This window comes from Corynebacterium sp. KPL2895, from assembly GCF_040225815.1.
GTDB classification, from domain to species: domain Bacteria; phylum Actinomycetota; class Actinomycetes; order Mycobacteriales; family Mycobacteriaceae; genus Corynebacterium; species Corynebacterium rhinophilum.
The window spans coordinates 35321-61618 of the sequence record NZ_JBEHFY010000004.1; the positions used below are offsets into that span (position 1 = coordinate 35321).

The window sequence follows — 26298 nt, forward strand, 5'->3', positions numbered from 1 at the left end:
TCGCACGCCTACTTCTGCCTAGTTCTATCGGTTTCACAAAAGTGCAACCTCCTCGGTGATATCTGAGCGAAAAATGCTACATCTCAGGGCCGAGTTTGCTCAGTTATCACCGAGGACCTATTGCATCGGAGGTTGCACAAAGGAGGTTGCGCATCAGAGGCTCCACAATCGAGGCCGAACGGGAGGCGTTGCGCATCGGAGGCCGCGCTGCGAGAAGTGGGCGGCAAGTGGAGAACGATCCGGCGAGCGGCCTCAGGCATCATCTGTGGGAAGCGGCCCAGCGGAGGTATCGCCGCGCAGGCGTTTGATGATGTTTTCTGCAGAAATCAGGCACATCGGCACGCCGACGCCCGGCACGGTGGTCGCACCGGCGTAGTAGAGGCCGGCCACCTTGCGCGAGGCATTGCGCCCGCGGAAGAACGCAGATTGAAATAGCGTATGTGCTGGCCCCAAAGCTCCACCTGACCAGGAGTGATAGCGGTCGGCAAAATCGGCTGGTCCGAGGCTGCGCGTGATGGTGATTCGCTCGCGGAGGTCAGGAATATCGGCGGTGCGGGAAAGCTGGTCGAGGGCGGCATCTGCAATAGCAGCAACGCGCGGGGAAGCCTCGGGATGGTAGGCATCGCCGTGCCCGTAGGCTTCTGCAGCGGGTACGGGGATGAGGAAGAACAAGTTCTCGTGGCCTTCTGGTGCGACATCCGCGTCGGTGGCCGAAACCTTCGAAATGTAGATGGACTCAGAGGCGCCGAGGGGACGTTCCGTTTCCGGCGCGGAAAAGACTGCGCGGAAATCGGGGTCCCAGTCCTGGCTGAACAAAAAGGTGTGGTGAGCTAGCTCCGGGAGCTTTCCCTTCACACCGGCGAGTACCACCACGGTACCCAGCCCCGGATTGCGGCGGGCCCAGTAGCGCTCCGGATAGGTGCGCAGCTTCCGGGGCAGCAGCTGATTTTCGGTGTGGTGCAGGTCAGCAGCCGAGACCACAATATCGGCATCGATATGCCCGTTCGTTGTGCGGACGCCGGTGGCGCGGGAGGAGGACCCGCCGGTGGTGGTGATGGAGGTGACCTCTTCACCCAAGCGGAAGGTGGCGCCGAATTTTTCCGCTTGGCGGTAGATGGCCTGCACCACCGCGTGGAATCCGCCGAGGGGGTAGCGCACACCTTCCACCAGGTCAGTATGGCTTAAAAGGGAATACAGCGCTGGGGCCGCGGCAGGCTCGGAGGAGAGAAAAACCGCTGGGTAGCTCAGGATCTGTCGCAGGCGCGTATCCGAAAATTGCCCGTTGACGTGCTTTTGCAAGCTAGTAGTAAGCAGCGCTGCAATCCGCGCTAGCCGATGCCGAATATCTGCATGCACCAAGTTCAAGGGCGCCGAAAATGTGGTGTACAAAAGTGATCGAGCGCTACGTGGTAGGCGTCGCTGGCATCTGCCAAATAGCTGCGCACCTGGCTGCCCGCGCCTGGTTCTAGCGACTCGAAGAGTTGGGCCACATTATCGGTCCCGGAATGTACATCCACGGGGGTAGGACGCGAGCCGGTGCCAGTAGCGGATTCGGCGGGGCCGCCGGTATAGACGCGGTAATCCGGCGAGAGTCCCACTAGATCCAGTTCCTTTTCTGTCGAGGTACCGCAGAGGGAAAAGAAGTGGTCGAAGGCATCCGGCATGAGGTACCAGGACGGTCCGGTATCCCAGCGGAACCCAGCCTCCGCATAGCTGCCCGCGCGCCCGCCGACCTCGTCTAGGGAGTCTACGACGGTAACTTCATAGCCCTCTTTTCCGAGGAGGGCAGCGGTGGCAAGGCCGGCGATGCCGGCCCCGATGACGACGGCGTGCATGATGTTCTCCTTAGGATTCAGTCTTCGGCGGGGTCCTTTACCTACGCGCGGTGCATTACCGCACCGCGCGCCTACGCACCGCACGGGCGGCCAGCCAAGCCTTGGTGCGATTCGGCACGGATATGCGGGTGGTTTTTAACTCCGCTGCGGGGGTGGCGGCGAGCCGGTTGGTGAGCTCGGCAAAGATATCGGCGGCCGCGCGCACGCCAACGCGGGCGGAAAGCGGCAAGAGGTTAATGGCTTCTTCGGCGGCGGTGAGCTCGTGGCGGATATCGGCGATGAGCGTGGACTTGGCGGCCTCGGAAAGCTCTCCGCCAGCGGCCTGTGGAAAATAGGCCCGGCCCAGGACCGAGGAGTCCTCGCCTAAATCCCGCAGGAAGTTAATCTTTTGAAACGCTGCCCCCAAGTGGCGTGCGCCGCGGTTCATCGTGGCGCGGTCGGCGGCGGACACGGTTTCTTCCGCCAGGAAGACCTGCACGCACAATAAGCCGATGACCTCGGCGGAACCGTAGATATACTCGGCGAGTTCCGCGGCGGAATACTCCCGCTGGGAAAGGTCGGCGCGCATGGAATCGAAAAAGGCCACGAGGTGCTGGCGCTGGAAGCCACAGCGCCTAGCGGTAATGGCATAGGAGTGCACGACGGGATCGGTGTGCAACCTTTTCTCCGGCGCCGCTAGGATAGCGGCCTCGTAGGCATCGAGCGCGGCGGCGGCATCGATGCTGGCTTGGTGCGCGGTGCCATCGACAAGCTCGTCTGCGATGCGCACTACGGCATAAAGGTGGCGGATGTCTTCGCGCACCCGCCCGCGCAAAAGGCGCGTGGCCAGGGTAAAACTGGTGGAATACTGCCCCATAACCTGCGCGGCCGCGCGCGAGGCCGCCTGGTCATAGCGAGTCAACATACTTGCAAAAGTAGCACGGGCCCAAAGGGCCCTAGCGGTTGGTGGCCCGCGGCTGGCCCTCGGCAAAGCCGGCGGCCGATTGCACGCCCACGGTGGCGCGCTCGTGGAAGCTAGCCAGCGAATCGGCCCCGGCGTAGGTGCAGGACGAGCGCACGCCGGAGATGATGCGGTCCACCAAGTACTCCACGCCGCCGTGTTCCGGATCGAGGTAGATGCGGGAGGTGGAAATGCCCTCCTCAAACATCTCGCGGCGGGCGCGCTCAAAGGCCTCGGTGGCGGAATTGCGGCCGCGCACAGCCCGGCGCGAGGCCATGCCGAACGATTCCTTGTAGAACGAGCCATCGGCATCCTTGTGCAGGTCACCGGGGGATTCGAAGGTGCCGGCGAACCAGGAGCCAATCATCACATTGGACGCGCCCGCGGCCAGCGCCAGGGCCACGTCGCGGGGATCGCGCACGCCACCATCGGCCCATACGTGCGCGCCAACCTCGCGGGCTGCGGCGGCACACTCCAGCACGGCGGAAAATTGCGGGCGCCCCACGCCGGTTTGCATGCGGGTGGTGCACATCGCGCCGGGGCCCACGCCGACCTTGATAATATCCGCGCCCGCCGCGGCCAACTCGCGCACGCCGGCGGCCGTGACCACGTTTCCGGCGGCAATCGGCAAACCCAAATCCAGGTCCCGGACCTTGCGCAGCGCCGCCAGCATGCTGTCTTGATGCCCGTGGGCGGTATCGATGACGAGGACGTCAGCGCCGGCATCGGCAAGCGCCCGCGCCCTGCCCTCAACGTCGCCATTAATGCCCACCGCGGCACCGATGTGCAAGCGTCCCTGCTTGTCGATGCCCGGCTTATACATCGTCGCCCGCAGCGCACCCTTGCGCGTCAAAATGCCCGCCAGCGTGCCATCCGGATTGACCACTGGGGCGAGCTTGCGCGAGGTTGCGCGCAGGCGGGTAAAGGCCTCCTGCGGGTCGATGCCCACCGGCAGGGTCACCAAATCCGTGGTCATGAGCTCGCCCACGGCGGTGAAATTATCCTGCCCGCGCAGGTCCTTCGGCGTAATGATGCCCACCGGCAGCGCGCCGTCGACCACGATGGCCGCGCCGTGGGCGCGCTTGTGCAAAAGGTTGCTGGCATAGCCCACCGTGTGGTGTGGCTTGATGGTGATTGGGGTGTCATAGACCAGGTCAGCGGCCTTTACCGAGGCCATCGTCTCCGCCGCGGCCTCCAGGCTGAGATCCTGCGGCAGGATGGCCATGCCGCCGCGCCGGGCGATGGTCTCTGCCATGCGGCGGCCGGCCACTGCGGTCATATTCGCCACGATGAGCGGGATGGTATTGCCCGTGCCATCGGCTGCGGTGAGGTCGACCGCCTGTCGCGAGCCAACATCCGAGTGATTCGGCACCATAAATACATCCGAGTAGGTCAGCTCGTAGGGCGGGCGGGAATCATTGAGGAAATGCACTGTGGGATTGCCTAACGTGAATCGAGGGTGCGGTAGAAGACATCTAAATCATACGCCCCAAGTTTTGCCGGTTAAGCCAACTCAGTATCCTGATTTGGTGTCTCAGAATCCCGCTCCGAAAATCTCCGCAGAGGTCATAGCCAACCTCACCATCTTGGTACTCTCCGCGATGGTGATGATCCTGAATGAAACCGCGCTTTCGGTGGCGCTGCCCACCATCATGGCGGATTTCTCCATCCCGGCGACCTCCGCGCAGTGGCTGCTGACCGGCTTCTTGCTCACCATGGGCGTGGTCATTCCCACCACTGGGTTCCTGATGGATAAATTCACCACCCGGCAGATTTTTGGCGCCTCCACCGGCATCTTCCTGACGGGCACGGTGCTAGCGGCGCTCGCCCCGGCCTTTGGGTTACTGCTGGCCGGCCGCGTGCTGCAGGCTGCCGGTACCGCGCTGATGATTCCCACCCTTATGACCGTGGCCATGACGCTCGTTCCTCCGCAGCGCCGCGGCACCATCATGGGCATTATCACCGTGGTTATCTCCGTCGCGCCGGCCCTGGGCCCCACCGTCGGCGGGTTCATTTTGAGCATGGCGACCTGGCACGTCATCTTCTGGGCCATGGTCCCGCTCATCGCCGCCATTAGCGTCGCTGGCTACTTCCGACTGGTCAACGTGGGTGAGCGCAGGGATACCCGGCTCGATATTCCGTCGGTATTCTTATCCGCCCTGGCCTTCGGCGGGCTCATTTATGGCCTATCGTCCATCGAGAAGATGGTGGAGGGCGGCTCGCTTGCCGATGCCCTCCTACTCCTCCTCGGCATCCTCGCCCTCATTACCTTTACCGTGCGCCAACACCGGCTGGCCAAGGTAAACCGCGCGCTATTGGACCTGCGCCCGTTCAAGGTCCGCAATTTCACCCTCGCGGTTATCGCCATGCTGCTCATGTTCGCCCTGCTGCTGGGCACGGTGAATATCCTGCCCATTTATCTGCAGAGCTCGCTGGCGGTATCCTCGCTGGTCACCGGCCTCGTGGTCATGCCGGGCGGCCTCTTGCAGGGCGGGATATCCCCGATTGTGGGGCGGATTTATGACGCCCTTGGCCCCCGGCCCCTGTTGATTCCCGGCGCCATCATGTTTTCTACCGGCATTTGGCTGATGACCCTGCTGACAGAAAACAGTGAGGTGTGGATGGTTATTGGCATGCATATCCTGTTCGCCGTGGGCATCGCGCTCATGATGACCCCGCTGATGACGGTCTCGCTGTCCTCGCTTCCCGATGACCTCTACTCCCACGGCTCCGCCATTTTGAATACGCTGCAGCAGCTCGCCGGCGCGGCGGGCACCGCCTTCCTCGTGGCCTTTTTGACTAGCGGCACCAAATCCGGCCAAGCCGAGGGCATGAGCGAGGCCGCCGCCACCGCCCAAGGCGCGCACTGGGCCTTCCTTTTCGCCGGCGTGCTCTCGCTTTTCGTGCTCGTGCTAGCGCCGCTGCTCAAGCGCGTGCCCGCCGCCGACTAACGCCGCGCGGACTAGCGCCGCGCGGAGTAACCCCTGCCGGGAGAGCGCGGACCGGTCAGCCTCGCCAGCTCTCCTCCGGCGCCTACTGCGCGCACAAAGGTAGCTTTAGCCGCGCGGATTCGGCATCGTCGCCCCACACCATGAAGATGGACTGGGTGCCTTCCACGGCCATAACGTAGGTCTGCGGATCCGTTGAGGCCTCGTAGCTTTGGATGGTGCACCTATCGTTAGACAGCTCTACTGGGTCAGTGTTTGGGAGGACGGCATCGCGTTCTTCCACACTGGGGTAGTAGGCGGCGGTGTAGTTGAAACCATCGCCCGAGCAGGTGATCTTCGCTTCTTGTCCATCTTCTGGAGGACGGGAGGAACACTCTGCACCGAGCGCGCCGTCTTGGCCGCTGCGCGAGCCGATCAGGCTCGGATAAGCATCCGCTAGGTTCTTTTCCTTGTCATCCCAGCTGGGGTAGGACAGGAAGAACCACAACGCGCCCGCGGCGGCCACCGCGATGACGGCCAAAACAGAAATGAGCGCGATGAGCCCGCCCTTGCCCTTCTTCTTTGGCGGGGCCGTATTCATCGGCGGTACCGGCTGTTGCTGGTACTGCTGCTGGTATTGCTGTTGATACTGCGGCCCGGCCTGGTTCTGCGGTGGGAACTGTTGCTGCGGTTGTGGCGGGAACTGTTGTTGCGGCTGGGACTCGGGCTCTGCGACCTGCACCGGCGGGAATTGTGAGGTATCGAGATCCCGCTCGGGGCGCAGCGCCTTAACGACCTCTTTAGCGCTCGAGAAATCCTTGTCCGGCCTAAAAGAAGGACACGTGGCGGTAACGAGTTTTTGGAAGGCGCGGACCGCATCGGCACCCGTCGCGCTCTTCGCCTTTTCCGAATCTTTCTCGGCGGTTTCCTGTGCAGACTTCTCCGCCGTTGTCTCCGCGGAGCTGGCACCGCCTGGGCCAGCGGCGGCGAGGACGGCGACCTCTTTATCCTCATCCACGAAAACGCGCTCGGCCTTGAGTCCATGGACGGCGAAATCCGCGCGGTTGCGGCTAATCAGGAAATCCACCGCGCCTGCCACGGGGGTGAGGATTTCTTGGGCGTGGGGTTTGGTGGGGGCATCGGCAAGCGTGGGCAAAGCGGTACCCGGGCAGGCCTTGCGGACTAAGAATTCCTGGCCATCCGCCGTCGTGCCAGAGCCCACCAGGGCGGCGAGCGCGGGGTGGTGCAGGCCGTGCAGGGCGGTAGAGGCCTTGACGATGCCCCTTGCCTCCGCCGCAAAGATCTCCACCGTAAATTCCTCGTGCGTGGAGCCATCCTCCACGACAAAAAGGGTGGAGTTGGGCCCCTCATCCAGCACTGCCTTTTCGTGCAGGTTGTGCTGGGAAGCAAAGAATTCGGGAAGGTGCGGCACGGCTATTTTATTCCTTTGTATCTACGAGACGACAGGGAGAATGAAGAAGATTCTAGGGCAAAAAGGCCCTGTTCGCTACCGGCGTACACCCATGTGAGCTGCGAGTATGGGCGGTTTGGGCCGTTTATAGGGCGATGGGGGCCAAAAAGAGGAAATCCTTTGGGGCGTGCGGCGTTACAGTGGGTACCACATTAGAAGCGAAAGTTTAGGGGAGTCATGTTCGAGAGGTTTACAGACCGTGCTCGTCGCGTCATCGTTTTGGCGCAAGAAGAAGCACGCATGCTTAACCACAACTACATCGGAACCGAGCACATCCTGCTCGGCCTTATCCACGAGGGAGAAGGTGTAGCTGCCAAGGCTCTAGAGTCCATGGGCATTTCCTTGGAGGACGTGCGCCGTGAGGTAGAGGAGATCATCGGCCAGGGCAGCCAGCCGCACACCGGCCACATTCCTTTTACCCCGCGCGCTAAGAAGGTCCTTGAGCTGTCCTTGCGCGAGGGCCTGCAGATGGGTCACAAGTACATCGGCACGGAGTTCCTCCTGCTCGGACTTATCCGTGAGGGCGACGGCGTTGCCGCACAGGTGCTGACGAAGCTCGGCGCTGATCTGCCGCGCGTGCGTCAGCAGGTTATCCAGCTGCTGTCCGGCTACGAGGGCGGCCAGCAAGAAGGCGGCGGCGACTCGAACCAAGCCCCAGGCCCCATCGGCGCGGGCGCAGGTTCCGGCGCCGGTGCCGGCGGACGCGGTGGTTCCGGCGGCTCGGGCGAGCGCTCCAACTCGCTCGTGCTGGACCAGTTCGGCCGCAACCTCACCCAGGCAGCCAAGGACGGCAAGCTAGACCCCGTCGTTGGTCGCGAGTCTGAGGTTGAGCGCATCATGCAGGTACTCTCCCGCCGCACCAAGAACAACCCGGTGCTCATCGGTGAGCCCGGCGTTGGTAAGACCGCTGTGGTTGAGGGCTTGGCGCTGGACATCGTCAACGGCAAGGTCCCAGAAACCCTTAAGGACAAGCAGCTGTACTCGCTTGACCTGGGTTCTTTGGTCGCCGGTTCCCGCTACCGCGGTGACTTTGAGGAACGCCTGAAGAAGGTTCTTAAGGAAATTAACCAGCGCGGTGACATCATCTTATTCATCGACGAGATTCACACCCTCGTCGGTGCCGGTGCCGCCGAAGGTGCCATCGACGCTGCTTCGCTGCTCAAGCCCAAGCTTGCCCGCGGTGAGCTACAGACCATCGGTGCTACCACCCTGGATGAGTACCGCAAGCACATCGAAAAGGATGCCGCGCTGGAGCGTCGTTTCCAGCCGGTGCAGGTCGATGAACCTTCGCTGGATGATACTTTCCTCATCCTGAAGGGCCTGCGCGATAAGTACGAGGCGCACCACCGCGTGTCCTACACCGATGAGGCACTGCACGCTGCCGCGCAGCTGGCGGACCGCTACATCAATGACCGCTTCTTGCCGGATAAGGCCGTCGACCTCCTCGATGAGGCCGGTGCCCGCATGCGCATCAAGCGCATGACCGCCCCGAAGGGCCTGCGCGAGGTCGATGACCGCATCGCAGAGGTTCGCCGGGAAAAGGAAGCGGCTATCGATGCCCAGGACTTCGAAAAGGCCGCCGGCCTGCGCGATGACGAGCGCAAGCTGGGCGAGGAGCGCTCCGAGAAGGAAAAGCAGTGGCGCTCCGGTGACCTGGAGGAAATCGCCGAGGTGGGCGAGGACCAAATTGCTGAGGTCCTGGCGCACTGGACCGGCATCCCCGTGCTGAAGCTGACGGAGAAGGAATCTTCCCGCCTGCTCAACATGGAAGAAGAGCTGCACAAGCGCATCATTGGCCAGGACGAGGCGGTCAAGTCCGTCTCCCGCGCCATCCGCCGCACCCGTGCAGGCCTCAAGGATCCACGCCGTCCTTCCGGTTCCTTCATCTTCGCCGGCCCGTCCGGTGTGGGTAAGACTGAGCTGTCGAAGTCGCTGGCTAACTTCCTCTTCGGTTCGGATGATGACCTCATCCAGATCGATATGGGCGAGTTCCACGACCGCTTCACCGCTTCCCGCCTCTTCGGTGCTCCTCCGGGATACGTTGGCTACGAAGAGGGCGGCCAGCTGACCGAGAAGGTTCGCCGCAAGCCATTCTCCGTGGTGCTTTTTGATGAGATCGAAAAGGCCCACAAGGAGATCTACAACACCTTGCTGCAGGTGCTGGAAGATGGCCGGCTTACCGATGGCCAGGGCCGCGTCGTCGACTTCAAGAACACCGTCCTCATCTTCACCTCGAACCTGGGTACCCAGGACATTTCTAAGCCGGTGGGCTTGGGCTTTACCGGCGCCAGCGAGAACGATTCGGACGCCCAGTACGAGCGGATGAAGGCAAAGGTCAACGACGAGCTGAAGAAGCACTTCCGCCCCGAGTTCCTGAACCGTATCGATGACGTCGTGGTCTTCCACCAGCTCACCCGCGAGCAGATCGTGCAGATGGTTAACCTGCTCATTGACCGCGTGGGTACCCAGCTGGAGGAGCGCGATATGGGCATCGAGCTCACCGATAAGGCCCAGAACCTCCTGGCCCAGCGCGGCTTCGACCCGGTTCTTGGTGCTCGTCCGTTGCGCCGCACCATTCAGCGCGATATCGAGGACCAGCTCTCGGAGAAGATCCTCTTCGGCGAGATTGGCGCCGGCGAAATCATCTCGGTCGACGTCGAAGGCTGGGACGGCGAGTCCAAGGACGACTCCGGCGCTACGTTCACCTTTACCCCGCGCCCGAAGCCGCTGCCGGATGACATCGATGAGCCTTCGCTTGCCGATGCCTCCGTCCGCGACAACGATCCCTCCGACGGTTCCGATTCGGATAACTCCGATTCCGATTCCAACGACGACAACGGCGACGGCAACGGTCCAAAGGACGGCGGTTCCGGTTCCGACAATGACGGCATCGACACCAACGGCGAGCCGGATGTCATTTCCCCGGATGTGCCTTCGGAAACGCCGGGCCCTGGTAACTCCGACGACGATGGCAAGAACCCGCCACCAGCAGGTGCTGGCCAGCCGATGTAACTAATCGGCTCGGCCCGCCCCGCCCCGGCCCGCTCGGGCCTGCATAACCACCCACGGTTCCACCGCGAACCCTGGGTGGTTTTTCGTATGTGCCCAGCGTGATGCACGGGGGTACTGCTAAAATGGCCGGTTATGGGACTTCAATATCGTTCGCGCAAAAAGACCGGCAAGAATAGCTGGATTAACATCTCCGGATCCGGTGCTTCCATGTCCACGAAGATTGGCCCGGTGACCTTTAATTCTCGCGGCGGCATGTGGGTCAACCTCCCTGGCGGGCTCAACTTCCGCGGCCGTTGGCGTTAACGATTCTCTGTGCTTCAACGCTGATAGGCCCGGCGGGAGGTTAAACCGGCAGGTGGAAGAGGCCGGCGGAGTTTTGCTCGGCGAGGCCATCGTCAAGCAGCGAAGCCAGCGCGCGGGAACGTTGCGCGGCATCGGGCCAAACCACGTCGATAGCGGACTGCGGCACTGGGTGTTCGGCGGCGCGCAGCACGTCTAGAATCTTGCCGCGCACCTGCCTATCGGTCCCGGCAAATTTTTGCACGCGCTTTTTCGCGCGGGTTTGTTCCGCGGCGGAAGGCTCGGGGCACCCGGCGAGCTGCCAGGCACACGTCGCGCGCAGGGGACAACGCTTGCAATCGGGATTTTTCGCCGTACACACCAGTGCGCCGAGCTCCATGAGCGCAGCAGAAAACCGCGGCCCGTTGCGCTCGGGCAAGAGGGCGGCCACAGCGGCGAGCTCGCGCTTGGAGGGCGACGGGGCGAGGAAATTTCCGTCCTCGGCGCGGGCATAGACGCGGCGCACGTTGGTATCGACCACCGGCACGTTCTGGCCAAAGTAAAAGCACGCCACGGCGCGGGCGGTGTAGTCGCCGATTCCAGGCAGTGCGAGCAGCTCATCCACGTCTGATGGAACCTTGTCCATTACCCCCGCACACTCCCAGAGCCGCAGCGCGCGTCGCGGGTAGCCGAGCTTGCCCCAGGCGCGCAGCACCTCGGCGCGGGAGGCTTGGGCGAAGTCCGCGGGGGTGGGCCAGCGCCGCATCCATTCCTCCCACACGGGGGCGACGCGGGCGACGGGGGTCTGCTGGCTCATGACCTCGGAAAGGAGCACTCCCCAGGCGGAGGTACCGGGGCACCGCCAGGGCAAATCGCGTTCATTGGCGTCAAACCAGGAAAGAAGTGCGTGCGTATCCATCTCGCAGGACAGTCTAGGGCATTAAAATATAGTTCATGCCATTAAGTAACGTTGCCCACGAGCCGCAAGCCGTCTGGGAGGCCCTCCAGGCCGGAAACCAGCGCGTCATCGACGGCACCATCATGGATCTCAACAAGATTTATGAGCGCGACGGGCTCACCAAGGGCCAGGATCCCCGCGTGGTGGTCTTGGCCTGCTCCGATTCCCGCGCGCCCATCGAGCACATCTTCAATATCGGTTTCGGCGATGCCTTCGTCATCCGCACCGCCGGCCACATCCTGGACGCCTCCGTGCTGGCTTCCTTGGACTATGCGCTCGACCACCTGCACCCCAACCTATTGGTGGTCTTGGGCCACCAGTCCTGCGGTGCGGTGGCGGCCGCGGTGGATTTTGTCCGCGGCGGCGAGTTGCCCATCGGCCTGCAGCGGCCCATCATCGAGAAGGTCGCGACGTCCGCTTGGACTGCGGGCCCTGACGCCACGCTTGCCGATGTCGAGCGTCAACACACCCTCCAAACCGTCACCCAGGTCGTGGCCAGCATCCCTAATGTGCGCAAGCAGCTTGACGATGGCTCCTTCGGCATCGTCGGTGCCCGCTACCTCCTCGAAGAATCGCGCGTGGAGCCATTGCACTCCTACGGCGTTGAGTTGACACGCGGTGCCGGCTTAGCGGATCCAGGCGCGTCTACCACTTAAAATTGAGTGCGTGAACCAGAATAAGCCCCTTCCAGAAGAGATCTATAAGCGCCGCCGGGTTGCCGCGCTTATCATCGTGATCGTCCTGGCCGTGGTGCTGATCTGGGCGGCGGTGGCCGCCTTTGGCGGCGATAGCGACGATTCCGTTGCCGCGTCCTCAGAGTCTTCGGCGGCAACCACCTCCGCCGAAACCACCAGCGAATCCGCAACCACGTCCACGGATTCGACGAGCGAATCCGAATCCGAACCTGCCTCCGAGTCGGAAGCCAAGGATGGGGAAGAGGGGGCATCGGAAAGCAAGGAGCCCGAGGAATCCGTGCACGCCGCGAAGGACACCTGCTCGCTTGAGGACTTGAAGGTGCGCACCTCCATGCTCAACTACTCCGTGCCGGACGGCGAGCTGCCGAAGTTCTTCATGACCGTCACCAACCCCACCGCCGCGGATTGCAAAATCGACCTAGATGAGAACTCGCTGCGCTTCGAGGTCTACAAGATGACCGATAACCAGCGCGTATGGTCCGATACCGATTGCTACGCCTCCGTGCAGACCGGCGAGCAGACCTTCCCCGCGGGCAAGGACCTGAAATTCGAGGCCGAATGGTCCCGCCAGGCATCCGAACCGGGCAAGTGCACCGACCGCCCGACCGCCGAGCCGGGTGCCTACTTCGCCCACACTGTTATCGGCGATAATTCCTCCCCGCCGCAGGACTTCACCCTCCGCTAAGCGCGCGGCCTCCTTACAGTCGGCCGCGCGGAACCAGGTCGCGCAGAAGCAGCTCGGGCGGAACCTGCTCGGGCGGAAGCATCCCGCGCGGGAGTCCGCGCCGCTGGAGCGCCCTCCCCTCGGCAACAGCTCGGCAAGAACCCGCCACCGGTTACGATTGAACTACGGCTGGACCGCGGCGAGGGCCTCGCCAAGCGTTGCGACTTGGCGCACCTGCATGCCGTCCACGGGGTTAATTTCCCCACGCGGGACAATCGCCCGCTTGTATCCCAGCCGCGCCGCCTCCTGCAGGCGCCGCTCAACATTGGGCACCGGCCGCAGCTCGCCGGCCAGGCCTACTTCGCCGATGACCACCGTCTTCGCCGGCAGCGGCTGCTCGTGCAACGAGGACCAGGTAGCCAGCGCCACCGCGAGGTCGGTTGCGGTTTCGGTAATCCGCATGCCGCCCACCGTGGCCACATAAGCATCCTTATCGTTCGTGCGCTGGCCGGCGCGCGCCTGCAATACGGCGAGCACCATGGGCACGCGGTTGGCATCGAGTCCCGTGACCACGCGCCGCGGGTTCTTCGCCACGGGGTCCACGGTCAGCGCCTGGACCTCGGCGAGGATGGGCCGCACGCCGTCCATGGCGACGGTCACCGCGGAGCCATCCGGCGTCGTGCCCCGGTGGGAGAGGAAGAGCCCCGACGGGTCCGCGACCTCCCGAATACCCCCGGCGGTTTGCTCGAAACAACCTACCTCATCGGTCGCGCCGAAGCGGTTTTTCATCCCGCGCAGCATGCGCAGGCTGGACTGGCGGTCGCCCTCGAAGTTTAAGACGACATCGACAAGATGCTCCAAAACCCGCGGTCCCGCCACGTTTCCGTCCTTGGTCACGTGCCCCACCAGCAGCACGGGGATGCCGGTGGATTTCGCCAGGGAGGTCAGCGCCGCGGTCACGGCGCGCGATTGCGCGACGCCGCCGGGCACGCCTTCTACCCCCACTGCATGCATGGTTTGCACGGAGTCCACGATGATGAGCCCGGGTTTGACGGCATCGACGTGCCCAAAGACGGCGTCCAGGTTGGATTCGGCCGCGAGGTACAGCGATTCTTGCAGCGCCCCGGTGCGCTCGGCGCGGGCGCGGACCTGGCCGGCGGATTCCTCGGCGGTGGCGTAGAGGACGGTGCGGCCGAGCTGGGCCCAGCGGGAGGCGACCTCGAGAAGCAGCGTGGATTTGCCCACGCCGGGCTCGCCGGCCATGAGCACCACCGAGCCCGGCACGATGCCGGAACCCAGCACGCGGTCAAGCTCGCCGATGCCCGTGCGCACCATCTTCGTCGCCTGCGCGCCCACCTGCGTGATGGGCTGCACCGGGCTCGTCGGCGCGACGCTCGCATGCCCGCCGCTTGCCGATGCCCCCGCCACCACCGGTGCCTTTTCCTCCATCGTCCCCCACGAACCGCAATCCGGGCAGCGCCCGAGCCACTTGGGGGAGACATAACCGCATTCGGAGCAGGTGTGGATGGGGCGAGATTTTTTGGCCATGGTGTAGAGCCTAGAACGTGGCAGCAAAAACGACGAACGCGCCCGTACTCCACAGAGTAGGGCGCGGGTGCGGCGAGCTATTAGTGGTGGGAGTTACCGGTGTTCGCGTCGGTGGTGTAGCCCTCTGGGGATTCCACGTCGCGGTCGTACTTACCGGCCTCCATCTGGGAGGCGGCGACGGTGGCGTCGACCTCGATGGAGCCGTTGGAGAACTCGAAGGTCACCGGGCGGTGGCCGGCGTAGCCAAAGTCATCGTTATCCAGGTGGGTGGCCACGTACTGTATGGTCTCGGAATCGTGATCCGGGGTTGCGTCCAGGTTCTTCTGGGAGTCCGCCACGATGGAGTGATCGCGCTTGAGCGGCTGGGTCTGCTTCATCTCGACGGTCTGGCCGTCCACCTTCACGGACTTCAAGGTGATGACATCGGTTTCATAGCCCTGGTTGACGGCGTTGAACTTCAACGCGGCGCCACCGTCTGGCTCTGTCAGGATGGTGACATCGCGGACGGCAATCTTATCGTCATCGGTGCTGGCAGAAGCGCCATCAACCGCAGCTACCTTCTCTGCCGTCTGGGCGACGTGGCCTGCCGAGCAAGAAGCCAGCGCCAAAGCGGAGACGGCGGTAACGGAAATAATGGCACCGCGACGGGCGGCGGACTTCAGGGACTGCACGTTGAGCATCCTCCATCAATTGCGATCTCAGGGCTTATCAAATCTTTAGCCTAGTCCCTTTCGATATAAAGTACACAGTTTCTCGCTAACCTAGCGGGTAGTCCGTGGGGGTAATCGGGGGCATCCGGTGGTGGGCAGGGCGCGCGTGATAAAATGGCGGCCTTAGCTATCGGCATATTCACGGGATTATAAGGAGTGGCAATGGAATATAAGGTCGGCGAGGTCGTCGTCTACCCGCACCACGGCGCGGCGGTCATCGAGGATATCGAAACCCGCGAAATGGGCGGCGAAGAGCTGGAATACCTCGTGCTGCACATCAACCAATCCGATCTCGTCGTCCGCGTGCCCAAGAAGAATGCGGATAACGTCGGCGTGCGCGATGTCGTGGGAAAGGAGGGCCTGGAAAAGGTCTTCTCCGTGCTGCGCGATGAAGACGTGGAAGAGGCCGGCAACTGGTCCCGTCGCTACAAGGCCAACCAGGAGCGCCTTGCGTCCGGCGATATCAACAAGGTGGCAGAAGTGGTGCGCGATCTCTGGCGCCGCGACCAGGACCGCGGCCTGTCCGCCGGCGAGAAGCGCATGCTGGGCAAGGCCCGCACCATCCTGGTGGGCGAGCTGGCGCTGGCGCAGCCGGTCGATGACAAAAAGGCCGATACCATGATGGAAGAAATCGACGCCACCATCGAGCGCCACCGCGCCGCCGGCTTGGTCGATGATCAGTCCATTACCACCGATATCGACAACGACATCGATCTCGATGACCTCTCCTTCGACGACGAAGACTAAACCCCGCGTTATCGCCTTAATCGCCGCGGCCGGGCAAGGCACCCGCCTCGGCGCGCAGGTGCCCAAGGCCTACGTCGAACTGCACGGGCGCACCCTGCTGGAGCGATCCATACGCACCATGGCCAACTCCGGCCTCGTGGACGAGGTCATTGCGGTGGTGAGCCCGGCTATGGAGGGGGAAGCTGGGGGCATCGTCAAGCGCGTGCGCGCAGATATCCCGGTGCGCCTCGTGCATGGGCGTGGCGAGCGCGCCGATTCCATCTGGGCCGGGCTGCAGGCCATTCCGGACGAGGACGCCGTGGTGCTCATCCACGATGCCGCCCGCGCGCTCACCCCCACCGCGATGGTCGAGCGCGTGGCGCGGCGCGTCTTGGCCGGTGCGCCCGCCGTTATCCCGGTGGTTCCCGTGACCGATACCATCAAGGAAGTCGCCGGTGACACCGTCATTGGCACCCCCGATCGCGCCCGCTTGCGCGCCGTGCAGACCCCGCAGGGGTTCCGCCTCGCCGCGCTGCGCCAGGCCAACCTGGATTATTGGCGCAAGCAGCCGGATTTCACCGCCACGGACGATGCCAGCCTGATGGAATGGCACGGCCAGCGCGTGGAGACCGTGCCGGGCGATATCCTCGCCTTCAAAATCACCACCCCCACGGACCTGACCCTGGCCCGCGCCCTTGCAGAGGAGCAGCATGACTGAGCCCATCATCCCCCGCGTCGGCATCGCGACCGACGCCCACCAGATTGAAGCCGGTAAGCCCTGCTGGATTGCCGGGCTGCTTTTCGATGACGCCCCCGGCTGCGAGGGCCACTCCGACGGCGACGTCGTAGCCCATGCGCTTGTCGATGCCCTCCTCTCCGCCTCCCACCTCGGCGATCTCGGCTCCTTCGTGGGGGTGGGCCGGCCCGAATACGATGGTGTGTCCGGCGCCCAGCTTCTGCGCGAGTGCCGCGAGCTGCTGGAAGCGGAAGGTTTTATCATCGGCAATGCCGCAGCCCAGCTCATTGGCCAGACGCCGAAGATGGGCCCGCGTCGCGAGGAGGCCGAGGCCGTGCTTTCGGAAATCCTCGGCGCGGATGTTTCTATTTCCGCCACCACGACCGACCATTTGGGCTTTACCGGCCGCAAAGAGGGCCGCGCGGCGGTAGCAACGGCCGTTGTCTGGCGGCGCCAACACTAACCCCGCGCACGGGTGATTTAGACTGGGTGGCGTGAGTACTTTGCGCATTTTTGACACAGCCACCCGCAGCCAACGCGACTTCGAACCGATCCGCCCCGGCCACGCCTCCATCTACTTGTGTGGCGCCACCCCGCAGGCGCAGCCGCACATCGGCCACCTGCGCTCCGGCGTGGCTTTCGACATCCTGCGCCGCTGGCTGCTCGCGCAAGGCTATGACGTCGCGCTCGTGCGCAATGTCACCGATATCGATGACAAGATCCTTACCAAGGCCGCCGAGAATAATCGCCCCTGGTGGGAGTGGGTGTCTACCTACGAGCACGAGTTCACCAAGGCCTATAACCTGCTCGGCGTGCTCCCGCCGTCCGTGGAGCCGCGTGCGACGGGCTTTGTCACCCAGATGGTCGAGTACATGCAGCGGCTTATCGATGCCGGCTTTGCCTATCCCGTTCCCGCCCAAGACGCCGAAGCCACCGCGCAGACCGACGCCGCATCGACCCCTTCCGATGCGGCCGGCTCGGTGTACTTTGACGTCGAGGCCTGGACCAAGGCGGAAGGATCCGACTACGGCGCACTGTCCGGCAACCGCGTTGAGGAGATGGAACAAGGCGAGTCAGACAACGCGGGCAAGCGCAGCCCGCTCGATTTCGCCCTGTGGAAGGCCGCGAAGCCGGGCGAGCCGAGCTGGCCCACTCCGTGGGGACGTGGCCGCCCGGGCTGGCACTTGGAGTGCTCTGCCATGTCGACGTACTACCTGGGTTCCAATTTCGATATCCACTGCGGCGGCTTGGACCTGCAATTCCCGCACCACGAAAACGAGATCGCGCAATCGCACGCGGCTGGCGATAAGTTCGCCAATTACTGGATGCATAACCACTGGGTGACGATGGCCGGCGAGAAGATGTCGAAATCGCTCGGCAACGTGCTTTCCATCTCGAACATGCTAGAGCTCGTGCGCCCAGTGGAGCTGCGCTACTACCTGGGCTCTGCGCATTACCGCTCCGTGCTGGAATACTCCGAATCCGCCCTGACGGAGGCGGCGGCGGGCTACCGGCGGATTGAGGACTTCGTCAAGCGCTTTGCAGGCGTCGAACGCGGCGAGTGGACGCCGGACTTCGAGGACGCCATGAATGACGATATCGCCGTGCCCAAGGCGCTGGCCGCTATCCACACCACCGTGCGCGCGGGTAATAAGGACCTGGCCGCCGGGGACGAGGACGCCGCCCGCGCGAAGGCCGCCCAGGTGCGCGGGATGGCGCACGTACTTGGATTTGACCCGCTGGAGTGGGAAGATGGAGGCGAAGCTAGCGGGGCAGACGCGGCGCTGGATGCGCTGGTCCAGGCAGAACTGGAACGGCGCACGCAGGCCCGCGCGGAAAAAGACTTCGCTACTGCCGATGCCGTGCGTGACCGCCTCACTACCGTCGGCATTACCATTACCGATACCCCAGACGGCCCCACGTGGTCGTTGACCCAGCGCTAAGCAGCGTTTCGCTGTTATTTCCGCTGGTTATTGAACGGTTTCCTCGAAAGGACTGAAACGATGGCACGAACCCATGGCCGCGGTGGCGCGGGCATCCGCAAGACGAATAAGAAGGGCGCTACCAAAGGCTCCGGCGGCCAGCGCCGCAAGGGCCTAGAAGGCAAGGGTCCGACCCCGAAAGCAGAGGACCGCGTCTACCACGCCAAGCACAAGGCGAAGCTGGAGCGCGAGCGCCGCAACTCTGGGCGCCACCAGAAAGAAACTGCAGAGATAGTGGTGGGCCGCAACCCGGTCATCGAGTGTCTGCACGCCAAGGTGCCGGCCACCACGCTCTACATCGCTGCCGGAACTCGCAATGATAAGCGGCTTTCCGAGGCCGTGTCCATGTGCAATACCCGCAATATCCCCATCATCGAGGTCCAGCGCCACGAGATGGACCGCATGACGGGAAATGGCATGCACCAGGGCATCGGCTTGCAGATTCCGCCGTACAAGTACGCCGCGGTGGAGGATTTGATTGCCAACGCCGCCGAGAACCCGCGCCCCGGCATGTTCGTCATCCTGGATAACATCACTGACCCGCGCAACCTGGGTGCCGTCATCCGTTCCGTGGCCGCTTTTGGCGGCGATGGCGTGATCATTCCAGAGCGCCGTTCGGCTTCTGTTACCGCGGTGGCCTGGCGCACCTCGGCTGGTACCGCTGCCCGCTTGCCGGTCGCCCGCGCAACGAATATCACGCGCACCGTGAAGGAATTCCAGAAAAACGGCTACCAAGTCGTCGGCCTCGACGCCGGCGGGGATCACACGTTGGATACCTATGAAGGCGGCACGGACCCCGTGGTCATCGTCATCGGCTCCGAGGGCAAGGGAATTTCGCGCTTGGTCAGCGAAACCTGCGATGTCCTCATGTCCATTCCCATGACCGGGTGGGTTGAGTCTCTCAACGCCTCCGTTGCCGCGGGCTCGGTGCTATCCGAGTTCGCGCGCCAACGCCGCGCCGTCGAAAAGTAACCCATTCCCGCCGCGCCAGCTCGCCGCGACGGATAAGCGCCACCCACGTTCGGTGCTGGCAAAGTCGAGCACGCAGAATCGCCTCCTCAGCCGCCGGTGCGGCTGTCGGCGCAACTAGTGTCAGGGGCGCTGGGTCCTTTGCAGGCACAACCTTCTGGGTGCGAAGTTTTGTAGGCCGCAACGATTAATCATTATCTGCCCAGGGCGGCAGCCATCGGATGGTTCCGTTGATCCGGGCTAAGTGCCCGCGCAAGGGCGGGGCGTTGGGATCGTCGTCGTTCACGCCATTGTGGTACGGACAGGCGATGGTCAAGTTTCGCGGGTTGGTCTCCCCACCATTTTTCCAGGCATTGAGGTGGTGAACCTGGCATTCATCGGCGGGGTAGCGGCACTCCGGCCACGGGCAGACCGGGTTTTCGGCCGCTGCCATCAGGCGTTGCTTTGCAGAAGCAAAGCGCGAGGTGCGGTAGAGGTTTACCGGGCCTTCCACTGGATGAATGAGCGTGACGTAGCCGTGCTCGGTAAAAGCCCGTCGAACCAGCTCAGCGCCGGTCATTGTGGCGCCATTGGTCAGCTGGACCACGACATCGCCGTAAGAGTCAGGGCCTAGGCCAGGGCCAGCAGCGGCATTGGAGCAGGAACCGTCAGGGGAGCCAGAGGCGGAATCGGCGCTGGGCTTCGAGTTTGTGCCGGCTGATGAGCCGACGCGGGCGTTGGAGCTCGAGCCGGGCTGAGGGCTAGTGCTAGAGCCAGGCTTGTTGCCAGTGGCAGACTTGGAGCCAGCGGCCGGTTTGGGGCCGGAGCCGAAATCGACGATGCGGTCGAGCTCGTCGAGGCGGAGCACGACATTGGTCGTCACGCTGGGGCGGGCGGCGGCCTCGCCGTGGAAGATATTCTGCACAGAGGCAAGCGGGGCGTCCTTATCAATCGCGGCGTGCATATCGGCGATATCGGCGGACGGGCCGGTAATGGACATTGTCCAGGGGCCGTCAGCGCGGCGATAAATCTTCACGCCGGGCTGGCGCTTCACGGGGCCCTTGAGCTCTTTGACGCGGGCGCGGCCCCGCTTATCGATATCCGAGACCTTTCCCTTCATCCCACACAATTCGCGCCGCAGCGCCCACGCATCGCGCTTTTTCTTCAGCTTGGCGGCGTGGCGCTCGATGGTAAGCAATGCCGTGAGGCTGTGCCCATTGGCGCGGCTCGCGGCGATGGACTCGCGTTGTTGGCGGCGAAAGGTGGTGGTGCCGAAGTAGGTTTCGGCAAGCGTGAGCAGGCGGGTGGCGGTGGTATCGGGGCACCCGGCCGCAATCAGCGCGCGCACAGACATGCCGTGGCAGTTGGCGATGATATCCATGCCGGGTGCCAGGCCCTTGAGAAATGTCTGCAGCGCGTTCATGCCCCAGAGATTAAAGAGCCTCGCAAGCCCGCGCTAGCCGATGCCCCACCTCCCTGTGGACAACTGCCCTTAAGCGTCACCTAAGCCGAAGAAATCACGGACTTTATCCACAGCATTGAAGGAATCCGTATTTGGTCCTATGCTCGGCGGCGTTTCTTTGCTAGAGGGGATCACGTGCCCGAGGCCCTCCATGGTCCACAATTCCACGGGAAAGTCGCCGTCGTAGTAGGTGGACGTTATCCCGGGAATGGGCTGGCTTTCGCGGGGCGGGCGGCAGCCATTGGCGAGTGCGAAGTGTTCTGCGGTGACGGGAGCAGAAAGCACACACCCGCGGGTTTGCTGCCCATCGATGCCGGCAAGCCCGCCATCATAGGGCGCAATCGGGTCTTCGGTGCCGTGGATAAAAAGCAGCGGGGTAGGCCGGTAGCCATCGGGGTGGGTGGGCGCGTGGTTGGAACCCTCGCCCAGCGTGGAGGCGAAGACGCAGGCACGGGTGAGGGTAAAGGGGGCATCGTAAAGCAGGCGCAGCACCATCTGCCCGCCGTTGGAATAGCCGGCGGCGAAGGTGCGCGCGGTGGAGTACTCGCGCTGCATGGTCTCGATGAGGAAGGTGCTAAAAGCAACGTCGTCCACCCCGAGCTCCCGGGCGCGGACCGGCAGATCGGCGCGGGTGTCGTTGAAGTGGTGGCCGATGCCGTCGGGGTAGACGACGAGGGTATTGGTGGCATCGGCAAGCGCGTCCACCGTGCCGTTGGTAAAGCGGCGAATGACGTTGGCGGACTGGTGGGAGCCGTGGAAAAACAGCAGTAAGTCCGGCTGGGGCCCGAGCTCCTCGGGCTCGATGACGATGAAGCGGCGGGTGTGGCCAGCCACATCCGCGGTGCGACGATGAATATGCATGCCCGCCGATTTTAGTCGGCGTGGTGGGCCTCTGCGGCGCTGCGATTATCGGCGTGGAAATGCTTGGCCGCTACCTCATCGCGGATAGCGCGCTTGCCCTGCCGCCAGCCGATGAACCGGCACACCAGGTAGATCACAAAAGAAATGGTGGTCACGAAGACGGAGACCGGCAGGCCAGGCGCCAGGGAGAGGATGAAACCGCCCACGGCGGAGACCTCGGCGAAGATGGTGGACCACAGCACCGCGCGCAGGGGCGAGGAGGTGATCTGCACGGCCGCCGCGCCGGGGGTGATAAGCAGCGCCATGACGAGCAGCGAGCCGACGATTTGCACCGACTGCGCCGCGGCGAGGCCGACGAGGACGGCGAAGGCGACAGAGATGGCGCGGGTGGGAACGCCGGCGGCGCGGGCCATATCAGGATCGGCGGAGGCAAAGAGCATGGGCCGCCAGAGGAAGCCGACGGCGGCGACGATGATGACCGTGGTGGCGGCCAGCAGCCACACCGAGGCCGAGGAAACGCCGACGATTTGGCCGGTCAGAAGCGTCATCGCCGTATTGGAATTGCCGGGGTAGAGGTGCAAGAACAGCACCGAGAGGCCCAGGCCAAAGCTCATGACCACGCCGATGGCGCTATCTTGCTGGCCCTTAAAGCCCAGCATGGCCAGGATGATGGCGGCGACGATGGCGCCGGCAACCGCACCGAAGCCCAGGTTGAGGCCGAAAAGCAGCGCCGCGGAGGCACCCATGAGCGCCAGCTCAGAGGTGGCGTGGACGGAAAAGGACATCTGGCGCAGCACGATGAGCGAGGTCATCACGCCAGACAGGATGCCCAGCAACGCAGAGGCGATGAGCGAGGACTGCACGAAGTCCACGCTGAGTAGGTATTGGGTATCTTCCCAGAAGCTAGACAACGATGAGCCTCCCGTCGACGTTTAAGACATTGACCTTGGAACCGTACAGCTCCGAAAGCACCTCGGAGCGCATGACCTCATCCACCGGGCCGAAGGTGTGGCCATTGGGTGCGATGTAGAGGACCTTATCCGTCACCCCGAGCACGGGGTTGATGCCGTGGGTGACAAAGATAATGGAGGTCCCGCGCTCGCGGCGCAGCGAGTCCAGCTTGTTAACCGTGGCGTTTTGCCGGGCGGGGTCGAGGGAGAGGAGGGGCTCATCGGCAAGAATGAGGTCCGGGTCATTGGCCAGGGCCTGGGCCTGGCGGATGAGCTGTTGCTGGCCGCCGGAAAGCTGGCCGACGCGCCGGTCCCGCAGCCCCGTGGCACCCACCTCTTCCAACAGCTCGTCCACCCGTCCACGGGGTGGGTGCCGGTGCCGGAACACCCCGTGCGCCACGGAGAGCGAGACCAAGTCGCGGGCGCGCAGGGGAAGGTCAGCGGGGAACATGCGCTGCTGGGGGATGAACCCGACCCGGCAGTTGACGTCGACGCGGCCGCTGGTCAGCGTGCGGGTGCCGAGGATGGTGCCCAGCAGGGTGGACTTGCCCACGCCATTGGGGCCTAAAACGGCGATAAACTCGCCGCGGTCCACGGCGAGGTTAAGCTGTGACCACAGCGGGTCTACTGCGGCCTCATGGAATTCAACGAGCACTAGTGCTTCCCCAGCTTGCTCGTGACTTCGTCGTAGTATTCCCAGAACTTCTTGCCGTCCGGCGGAGTTTCGCCGATTTCTACGATATCGACGTCATTGTCCTCTGCGGCGGACTTGATGCGGTTGGCGGTATCGGTTTCGGTCTGGGGGTTGAAGATGAGGAGATCGACCTCGCCATCGTCAATGGCCTTGATGAAGGCGGCGACATCGGCAGTAGCGGGCTCGCCCTCGGAGATGGTGGCCTTGCGGAAGCCCTCGGGGGTGACGTCCTTGGTGTCGGTGTACTTCATCAGGTAATCGGCGATGGGCTCGGTCTGCGCGTAATTCAGGCCATCGGGAAGCTGCTTGAGCTTATCGCGCAGCTGGTCCACGTGGGAGTCGATCTTCTCGGTGGTGGCGCCGGCGTCGGAGTATTCCTCGTTGATTTGGTCCGCGATGGATCCGGCGACCTCCTCCAGGGCGGCGGGGTCGTACCAGATGTGCTCGTTACCTTCGATATTGGTGACCTTGTCCGGGTCATCCTTGGCGGTGGCCTTCGCGGCATCGATGGTCATGACATCGGGGTCCTCGTCCAGCTTGCCGTGGTCCGTCAGCGGCAGGGCGGAGATGATGTTGTCCTGATCGGCGACGGCCTGGTAAATCCAGGCATCGTAGCCGCCGCCGTTGACCACGAGCATATCGGCGTCATTGGCCTTGGCTACATCGGCCGCGGTGGGCTCGAAGTGGTGTGGGTCGGTGTCATTGCCTTCCACGATGGGTTTTACCTCGATGTCGATGCCGGAGGCGGTATCGGCCACCGCCTGGGCAACATCGGCCCAGATGGATGTGGAGGCGACGATGGAAAGCTTCTTTTCGCCGGAGTCGGATCCGGAGCCAGATCCAGAATCTGCGGAGCACGCGGCGGTGAAAAGGAGGCCACTTGCTGCGAGTAGGGTTGTTGTTGCGCGTAGCGACGTGTGCATACCCTCCAGTGTGTGTTTGCTGGCAATCATTGTCAATTGAATATGCATTGAAAATCCAGCGGCGGGGCGCAGGGTAAGGTAACAGGCATGGTTAAACGCAGCCCCACCCGGAAGACACTGGCCTCCCTCGCCGCGGAGCTGGGGGTTTCGCGCACAACCGTATCCAACGCCTATAGCCGCCCTGACCAGCTCTCCCCGGCGACAAGGGAGCGCATTTTGGCCGCGGCCAAGGCACGCGGTTACCCGGGCCCCGATCCCACGGCCCGCAGCCTGCGCACCCGCCGCGCCGGGTCGGTAGGCGTGCTGCTAACCGAGCATCTGTCCTACGCCTTCGAGGACATGGCGTCGGTGGATTTCTTGGCGGGTATGGCGGAGGCATCGGCAGGCGCGCAAACCACGCTGACGCTGATTCCCGCCGGCCCAGAAGGCGAGGCGGAGGCGACCAGCCTGGTGGGTTCGGCCGCGGTCGATGGCTTCGTGGTCTATTCGGTCGCCGCGGGCGATGCCTACCTCGCGGCCGCGCGGGGCCGAGGCCTGCCGCTGGTGGTCTGTGATCAGCCCACGGACGCGGGGCTGCCGTTCGTGGGCATTGATGATCGCGCGGCGATAGCTCCGGCAGCGCGTGCGCTTGTCGATGCCGGACATCGCCACATCGGCATCCTCGCCATCCGCCTGCGCCTGCAGCGCCACGACGGCCCGATTTCTTGGCAGGAAGTCCAGGATGCGGAGATGCACGTGCAGCGCTCGCGGGTGATGGGTGCGCTCGACGTATTCGCCGAGGCGGGTATCGCGCCCGAATCCGTGCCCGTGGTCACGCAGCACATTAACGATGCCCATACCACCCGCGCCGCCGCCGAGCTCCTGCTCGAGGCGCACCCGGAGCTTACGGCCGTGCTGTGCACGACCGACTCCATGGCGCTCGGCGTGCTGGCCTATGCCCGCGAGCGGGGGCTCAGAGTGCCAGAGGATTTATCCGTGACAGGCTTTGACGGCATCGATGCGGCGCGGCGCCTCGACCTGGCCACCGTCATCCAGCCCAATAAGGCCAAGGGGGCCGCGGCCGGGCACATGCTGGAAAAGCTCATCGCTAGCGCGACAAGTGATTCTGCCGGTGTAGGCAGCGCGAAGGCTGGTGCGGGGACACAGGGCGCTGAAGGGGCAGAGGCGGTGCCGCGCCGGGTGCTACAGACGCGGTTCGCGCCGGGGAAATCGGTTACTGCACCGCGGCCGCACGGGCGGTAGCGAGCTCGGTGAGGAAGTGGGCGACGGCGTCGACATCGGCAAGCTGCACTGCGGCGATGGAATCGCCCTCGCCCACCTTGACGCCCACGTCCGGCGGCTGGTGGAGGGCGCGGAATCCGTCCTCATCGGTGACGTCATCGCCAAGAAAGACCATGGCGGTGGCGCCGGTGCGCTCGCGGAGGGTTTCAAGCCACGTGCCCTTGGTGGCGGTGGTGGCAGAAAACTCAATGACGGACTTGCCGGCGGTGCGCGGGAAACCAGCGGTATCTAGCGCCAAGCCTGCCTCATAGGCGGCCGCAGCCTGCTCCGGATTCTCAAGCTCGAGCGAGCGCAGGTGCAGCACGCGCTGGAAGGGCTTGACCTCGAGCTCTGCGCCGGGGAAGCGGTCTATGATGCCGCGGATTTCTTCCTCCTTGCGCGCAAGGTGCTCGCGCATAGCGGCGGTGAGTTTGGTCTGCTGCCAGGAGGACTCGGCGCCGTGGGACCCGCCGAAGAGGACGGGGTGGCGCAGGGGACACACGCGCTCGAGGCCCTCGAGGTGGCGCCCAGACAACACCGCGGCCGTGGTGCGCGGCAGGTGGGCCAACTGGTCGAGGGCGCGGGCGGCATCGGCGTTGATTTCCACGTCATAAATGGCTGTGGCAAACGGGGATAGCGTGCCGTCAAAATCAGAAACCACGGCGAGCTCTTCTGCCGCGGCCAAGGCCTTAATGGTGGTAGAAAGCGTCATGGTAT

The 26298-nt window shown here is 63.9% G+C and carries 23 protein-coding genes and 1 pseudogene; 11 read left to right on the plus strand and 13 right to left on the minus strand.

Annotated elements, in window-relative coordinates:
• Positions 1–252: 252 nt before the first annotated feature.
• From crtI to ABRP95_RS02625, 3 genes and pseudogenes are all read right to left on the minus strand, one after another.
• Positions 253–1835 (minus strand): annotated as a pseudogene (crtI, locus tag ABRP95_RS02615) (phytoene desaturase family protein).
• 55 nt (positions 1836–1890) lie between these two features.
• Entirely contained in the window at positions 1891–2739 is an 849-nt protein-coding gene (locus tag ABRP95_RS02620; protein WP_349838907.1) for a phytoene/squalene synthase family protein, read from the minus strand.
• A gap of 31 nt (positions 2740–2770) precedes the next feature.
• Positions 2771–4207 (minus strand): GuaB1 family IMP dehydrogenase-related protein, encoded by a 1437-nt coding sequence (locus tag ABRP95_RS02625; protein ID WP_349838490.1) that lies wholly within the window; start codon positions 4205–4207, stop codon positions 2771–2773.
• A gap of 97 nt (positions 4208–4304) precedes the next feature.
• Between ABRP95_RS02625 and ABRP95_RS02630 the strand changes: the two genes are divergently transcribed.
• Positions 4305–5726 carry an MDR family MFS transporter gene (locus ABRP95_RS02630; RefSeq protein ID WP_349838489.1) on the plus strand — a complete coding sequence of 474 codons (1422 nt, stop codon included), beginning with the start codon at positions 4305–4307 and terminating at the stop codon, positions 5724–5726.
• 82 nt (positions 5727–5808) lie between these two features.
• On the opposite strand, the gene ABRP95_RS02635 is transcribed toward ABRP95_RS02630, so the two are convergent.
• On the minus strand, positions 5809–7134 hold the full coding sequence (locus ABRP95_RS02635; RefSeq protein ID WP_284853853.1) for a serine/threonine protein kinase: 1326 nt from the start codon (positions 7132–7134) through the stop codon (positions 5809–5811).
• 216 nt (positions 7135–7350) lie between these two features.
• Here ABRP95_RS02635 and ABRP95_RS02640 point away from each other — a divergent pair, with 216 nt between their 5' ends.
• Positions 7351–10185: an ATP-dependent Clp protease ATP-binding subunit gene (locus tag ABRP95_RS02640; protein ID WP_284852292.1), complete on the plus strand. Its 2835-nt coding sequence runs from the start codon at positions 7351–7353 to the stop codon at positions 10183–10185.
• 132 nt (positions 10186–10317) lie between these two features.
• Positions 10318–10488: a DUF4236 domain-containing protein gene (locus tag ABRP95_RS02645; RefSeq protein WP_081443674.1), complete on the plus strand. Its 171-nt coding sequence runs from the start codon at positions 10318–10320 to the stop codon at positions 10486–10488.
• 40 nt (positions 10489–10528) lie between these two features.
• Here ABRP95_RS02645 and ABRP95_RS02650 read toward each other — a convergent pair whose 3' ends face one another.
• Positions 10529–11383 (minus strand): HhH-GPD family protein, encoded by an 855-nt coding sequence (locus ABRP95_RS02650; RefSeq protein ID WP_284796524.1) that lies wholly within the window; start codon positions 11381–11383, stop codon positions 10529–10531.
• Positions 11384–11418: 35 nt separating this feature from the next.
• Here ABRP95_RS02650 and ABRP95_RS02655 point away from each other — a divergent pair, with 35 nt between their 5' ends.
• The gene (locus ABRP95_RS02655) at positions 11419–12078 is read left to right on the plus strand and encodes a carbonic anhydrase (protein WP_284782653.1); all 660 of its coding nucleotides are present in this window, start codon (positions 11419–11421) and stop codon (positions 12076–12078) included.
• A 10-nt stretch (positions 12079–12088) separates the two neighbouring features.
• Complete coding sequence (locus tag ABRP95_RS02660) at positions 12089–12802, plus strand: hypothetical protein (RefSeq protein ID WP_349838908.1); 714 nt, start codon at positions 12089–12091, stop codon at positions 12800–12802.
• Positions 12803–12964: 162 nt separating this feature from the next.
• On the opposite strand, the gene radA is transcribed toward ABRP95_RS02660, so the two are convergent.
• Both radA and ABRP95_RS02670 read right to left on the minus strand, forming a co-directional pair.
• On the minus strand, positions 12965–14329 hold the full coding sequence (gene radA / locus ABRP95_RS02665) for a DNA repair protein RadA (protein ID WP_349838909.1): 1365 nt from the start codon (positions 14327–14329) through the stop codon (positions 12965–12967).
• Positions 14330–14409: 80 nt separating this feature from the next.
• Entirely contained in the window at positions 14410–15009 is a 600-nt protein-coding gene (locus ABRP95_RS02670) for a hypothetical protein (protein ID WP_349838910.1), read from the minus strand.
• 192 nt (positions 15010–15201) lie between these two features.
• Here ABRP95_RS02670 and ABRP95_RS02675 point away from each other — a divergent pair, with 192 nt between their 5' ends.
• The 5 genes from ABRP95_RS02675 to rlmB are packed head-to-tail and all read left to right on the plus strand — an operon-like array spanning position 15202 to position 19455.
• On the plus strand, positions 15202–15786 hold the full coding sequence (locus ABRP95_RS02675; RefSeq protein WP_005279544.1) for a CarD family transcriptional regulator: 585 nt from the start codon (positions 15202–15204) through the stop codon (positions 15784–15786).
• On the plus strand, positions 15758–16483 hold the full coding sequence (ispD, locus tag ABRP95_RS02680; protein ID WP_284770340.1) for a 2-C-methyl-D-erythritol 4-phosphate cytidylyltransferase: 726 nt from the start codon (positions 15758–15760) through the stop codon (positions 16481–16483). Before ABRP95_RS02675 ends, ispD begins: the two co-directional genes overlap by 29 nt.
• Positions 16476–16964, plus strand: coding sequence for a 2-C-methyl-D-erythritol 2,4-cyclodiphosphate synthase (ispF, locus tag ABRP95_RS02685; protein WP_005279548.1), 489 nt, complete (start codon positions 16476–16478; stop codon positions 16962–16964). The genes ispD and ispF overlap by 8 nt, the downstream gene beginning before the upstream one ends.
• Positions 16965–16995: 31 nt before the next feature.
• Positions 16996–18444, plus strand: a complete 1449-nt coding sequence (cysS, locus tag ABRP95_RS02690) for a cysteine--tRNA ligase (protein WP_349838911.1) — start codon at positions 16996–16998, stop codon at positions 18442–18444.
• A 60-nt stretch (positions 18445–18504) separates the two neighbouring features.
• Positions 18505–19455, plus strand: coding sequence for a 23S rRNA (guanosine(2251)-2'-O)-methyltransferase RlmB (gene rlmB, locus ABRP95_RS02695; RefSeq protein ID WP_349838912.1), 951 nt, complete (start codon positions 18505–18507; stop codon positions 19453–19455).
• A gap of 184 nt (positions 19456–19639) precedes the next feature.
• Here rlmB and ABRP95_RS02700 read toward each other — a convergent pair whose 3' ends face one another.
• The 5 genes from ABRP95_RS02700 to ABRP95_RS02720 all read right to left on the minus strand — a co-directional run bounded on the left by ABRP95_RS02700 (position 19640) and on the right by ABRP95_RS02720 (position 24369).
• Complete coding sequence (locus tag ABRP95_RS02700; RefSeq protein WP_349838913.1) at positions 19640–20854, minus strand: HNH endonuclease signature motif containing protein; 1215 nt, start codon at positions 20852–20854, stop codon at positions 19640–19642.
• A 69-nt stretch (positions 20855–20923) separates the two neighbouring features.
• The gene (locus ABRP95_RS02705; RefSeq protein ID WP_349838914.1) at positions 20924–21754 is read right to left on the minus strand and encodes a CE1 family esterase; all 831 of its coding nucleotides are present in this window, start codon (positions 21752–21754) and stop codon (positions 20924–20926) included.
• Positions 21755–21765: 11 nt separating this feature from the next.
• A complete protein-coding gene (locus tag ABRP95_RS02710) occupies positions 21766–22665 on the minus strand; it encodes a metal ABC transporter permease (protein WP_284624692.1) in 900 nt (299 codons plus the stop codon).
• On the minus strand, positions 22658–23359 hold the full coding sequence (locus ABRP95_RS02715; RefSeq protein WP_237792356.1) for a metal ABC transporter ATP-binding protein: 702 nt from the start codon (positions 23357–23359) through the stop codon (positions 22658–22660). Before ABRP95_RS02715 ends, ABRP95_RS02710 begins: the two co-directional genes overlap by 8 nt.
• Positions 23359–24369, minus strand: a complete 1011-nt coding sequence (locus tag ABRP95_RS02720; protein WP_349838915.1) for a metal ABC transporter solute-binding protein, Zn/Mn family — start codon at positions 24367–24369, stop codon at positions 23359–23361. Before ABRP95_RS02720 ends, ABRP95_RS02715 begins: the two co-directional genes overlap by 1 nt.
• Before the next feature lie 39 nt (positions 24370–24408).
• Between ABRP95_RS02720 and ABRP95_RS02725 the strand changes: the two genes are divergently transcribed.
• Complete coding sequence (locus ABRP95_RS02725; protein WP_349838916.1) at positions 24409–25563, plus strand: LacI family DNA-binding transcriptional regulator; 1155 nt, start codon at positions 24409–24411, stop codon at positions 25561–25563.
• Here ABRP95_RS02725 and otsB read toward each other — a convergent pair.
• Positions 25535–26293 (minus strand): trehalose-phosphatase, encoded by a 759-nt coding sequence (gene otsB, locus ABRP95_RS02730; RefSeq protein WP_349838917.1) that lies wholly within the window; start codon positions 26291–26293, stop codon positions 25535–25537. The genes ABRP95_RS02725 and otsB overlap by 29 nt on opposite strands.
• Between the last annotated feature and the right edge of the window lie 5 nt (positions 26294–26298).

Bases quoted from the DNA above. Each gene is read 5' to 3' on its own strand.
- ABRP95_RS02705 (WP_349838914.1), bottom strand. From the start codon at position 21,754: ATGCATATTCATCGTCGCACCGCGGATGTGGCTGGCCACACCCGCCGC.
- ispD (WP_284770340.1), top strand. From the start codon at position 15,758: ATGACCTCTCCTTCGACGACGAAGACTAAACCCCGCGTTATCGCCTTA.
- ABRP95_RS02645 (WP_081443674.1), top strand. From the start codon at position 10,318: ATGGGACTTCAATATCGTTCGCGCAAAAAGACCGGCAAGAATAGCTGG.
- ABRP95_RS02725 (WP_349838916.1), top strand. From the start codon at position 24,409: ATGGTTAAACGCAGCCCCACCCGGAAGACACTGGCCTCCCTCGCCGCG.
- ABRP95_RS02640 (WP_284852292.1), top strand. From the start codon at position 7,351: ATGTTCGAGAGGTTTACAGACCGTGCTCGTCGCGTCATCGTTTTGGCG.
- ABRP95_RS02650 (WP_284796524.1), bottom strand. From the start codon at position 11,383: ATGGATACGCACGCACTTCTTTCCTGGTTTGACGCCAATGAACGCGAT.
- ABRP95_RS02620 (WP_349838907.1), bottom strand. From the start codon at position 2,739: ATGTTGACTCGCTATGACCAGGCGGCCTCGCGCGCGGCCGCGCAGGTT.
- ABRP95_RS02720 (WP_349838915.1), bottom strand. From the start codon at position 24,369: ATGCATATTCAATTGACAATGATTGCCAGCAAACACACACTGGAGGGT.
- ABRP95_RS02700 (WP_349838913.1), bottom strand. From the start codon at position 20,854: ATGAACGCGCTGCAGACATTTCTCAAGGGCCTGGCACCCGGCATGGAT.
- otsB (WP_349838917.1), bottom strand. From the start codon at position 26,293: ATGACGCTTTCTACCACCATTAAGGCCTTGGCCGCGGCAGAAGAGCTC.
- radA (WP_349838909.1), bottom strand. From the start codon at position 14,329: ATGGCCAAAAAATCTCGCCCCATCCACACCTGCTCCGAATGCGGTTAT.
- ABRP95_RS02655 (WP_284782653.1), top strand. From the start codon at position 11,419: ATGCCATTAAGTAACGTTGCCCACGAGCCGCAAGCCGTCTGGGAGGCC.
- rlmB (WP_349838912.1), top strand. From the start codon at position 18,505: ATGGCACGAACCCATGGCCGCGGTGGCGCGGGCATCCGCAAGACGAAT.
- ispF (WP_005279548.1), top strand. From the start codon at position 16,476: ATGACTGAGCCCATCATCCCCCGCGTCGGCATCGCGACCGACGCCCAC.
- ABRP95_RS02675 (WP_005279544.1), top strand. From the start codon at position 15,202: ATGGAATATAAGGTCGGCGAGGTCGTCGTCTACCCGCACCACGGCGCG.
- ABRP95_RS02670 (WP_349838910.1), bottom strand. From the start codon at position 15,009: ATGCTCAACGTGCAGTCCCTGAAGTCCGCCGCCCGTCGCGGTGCCATT.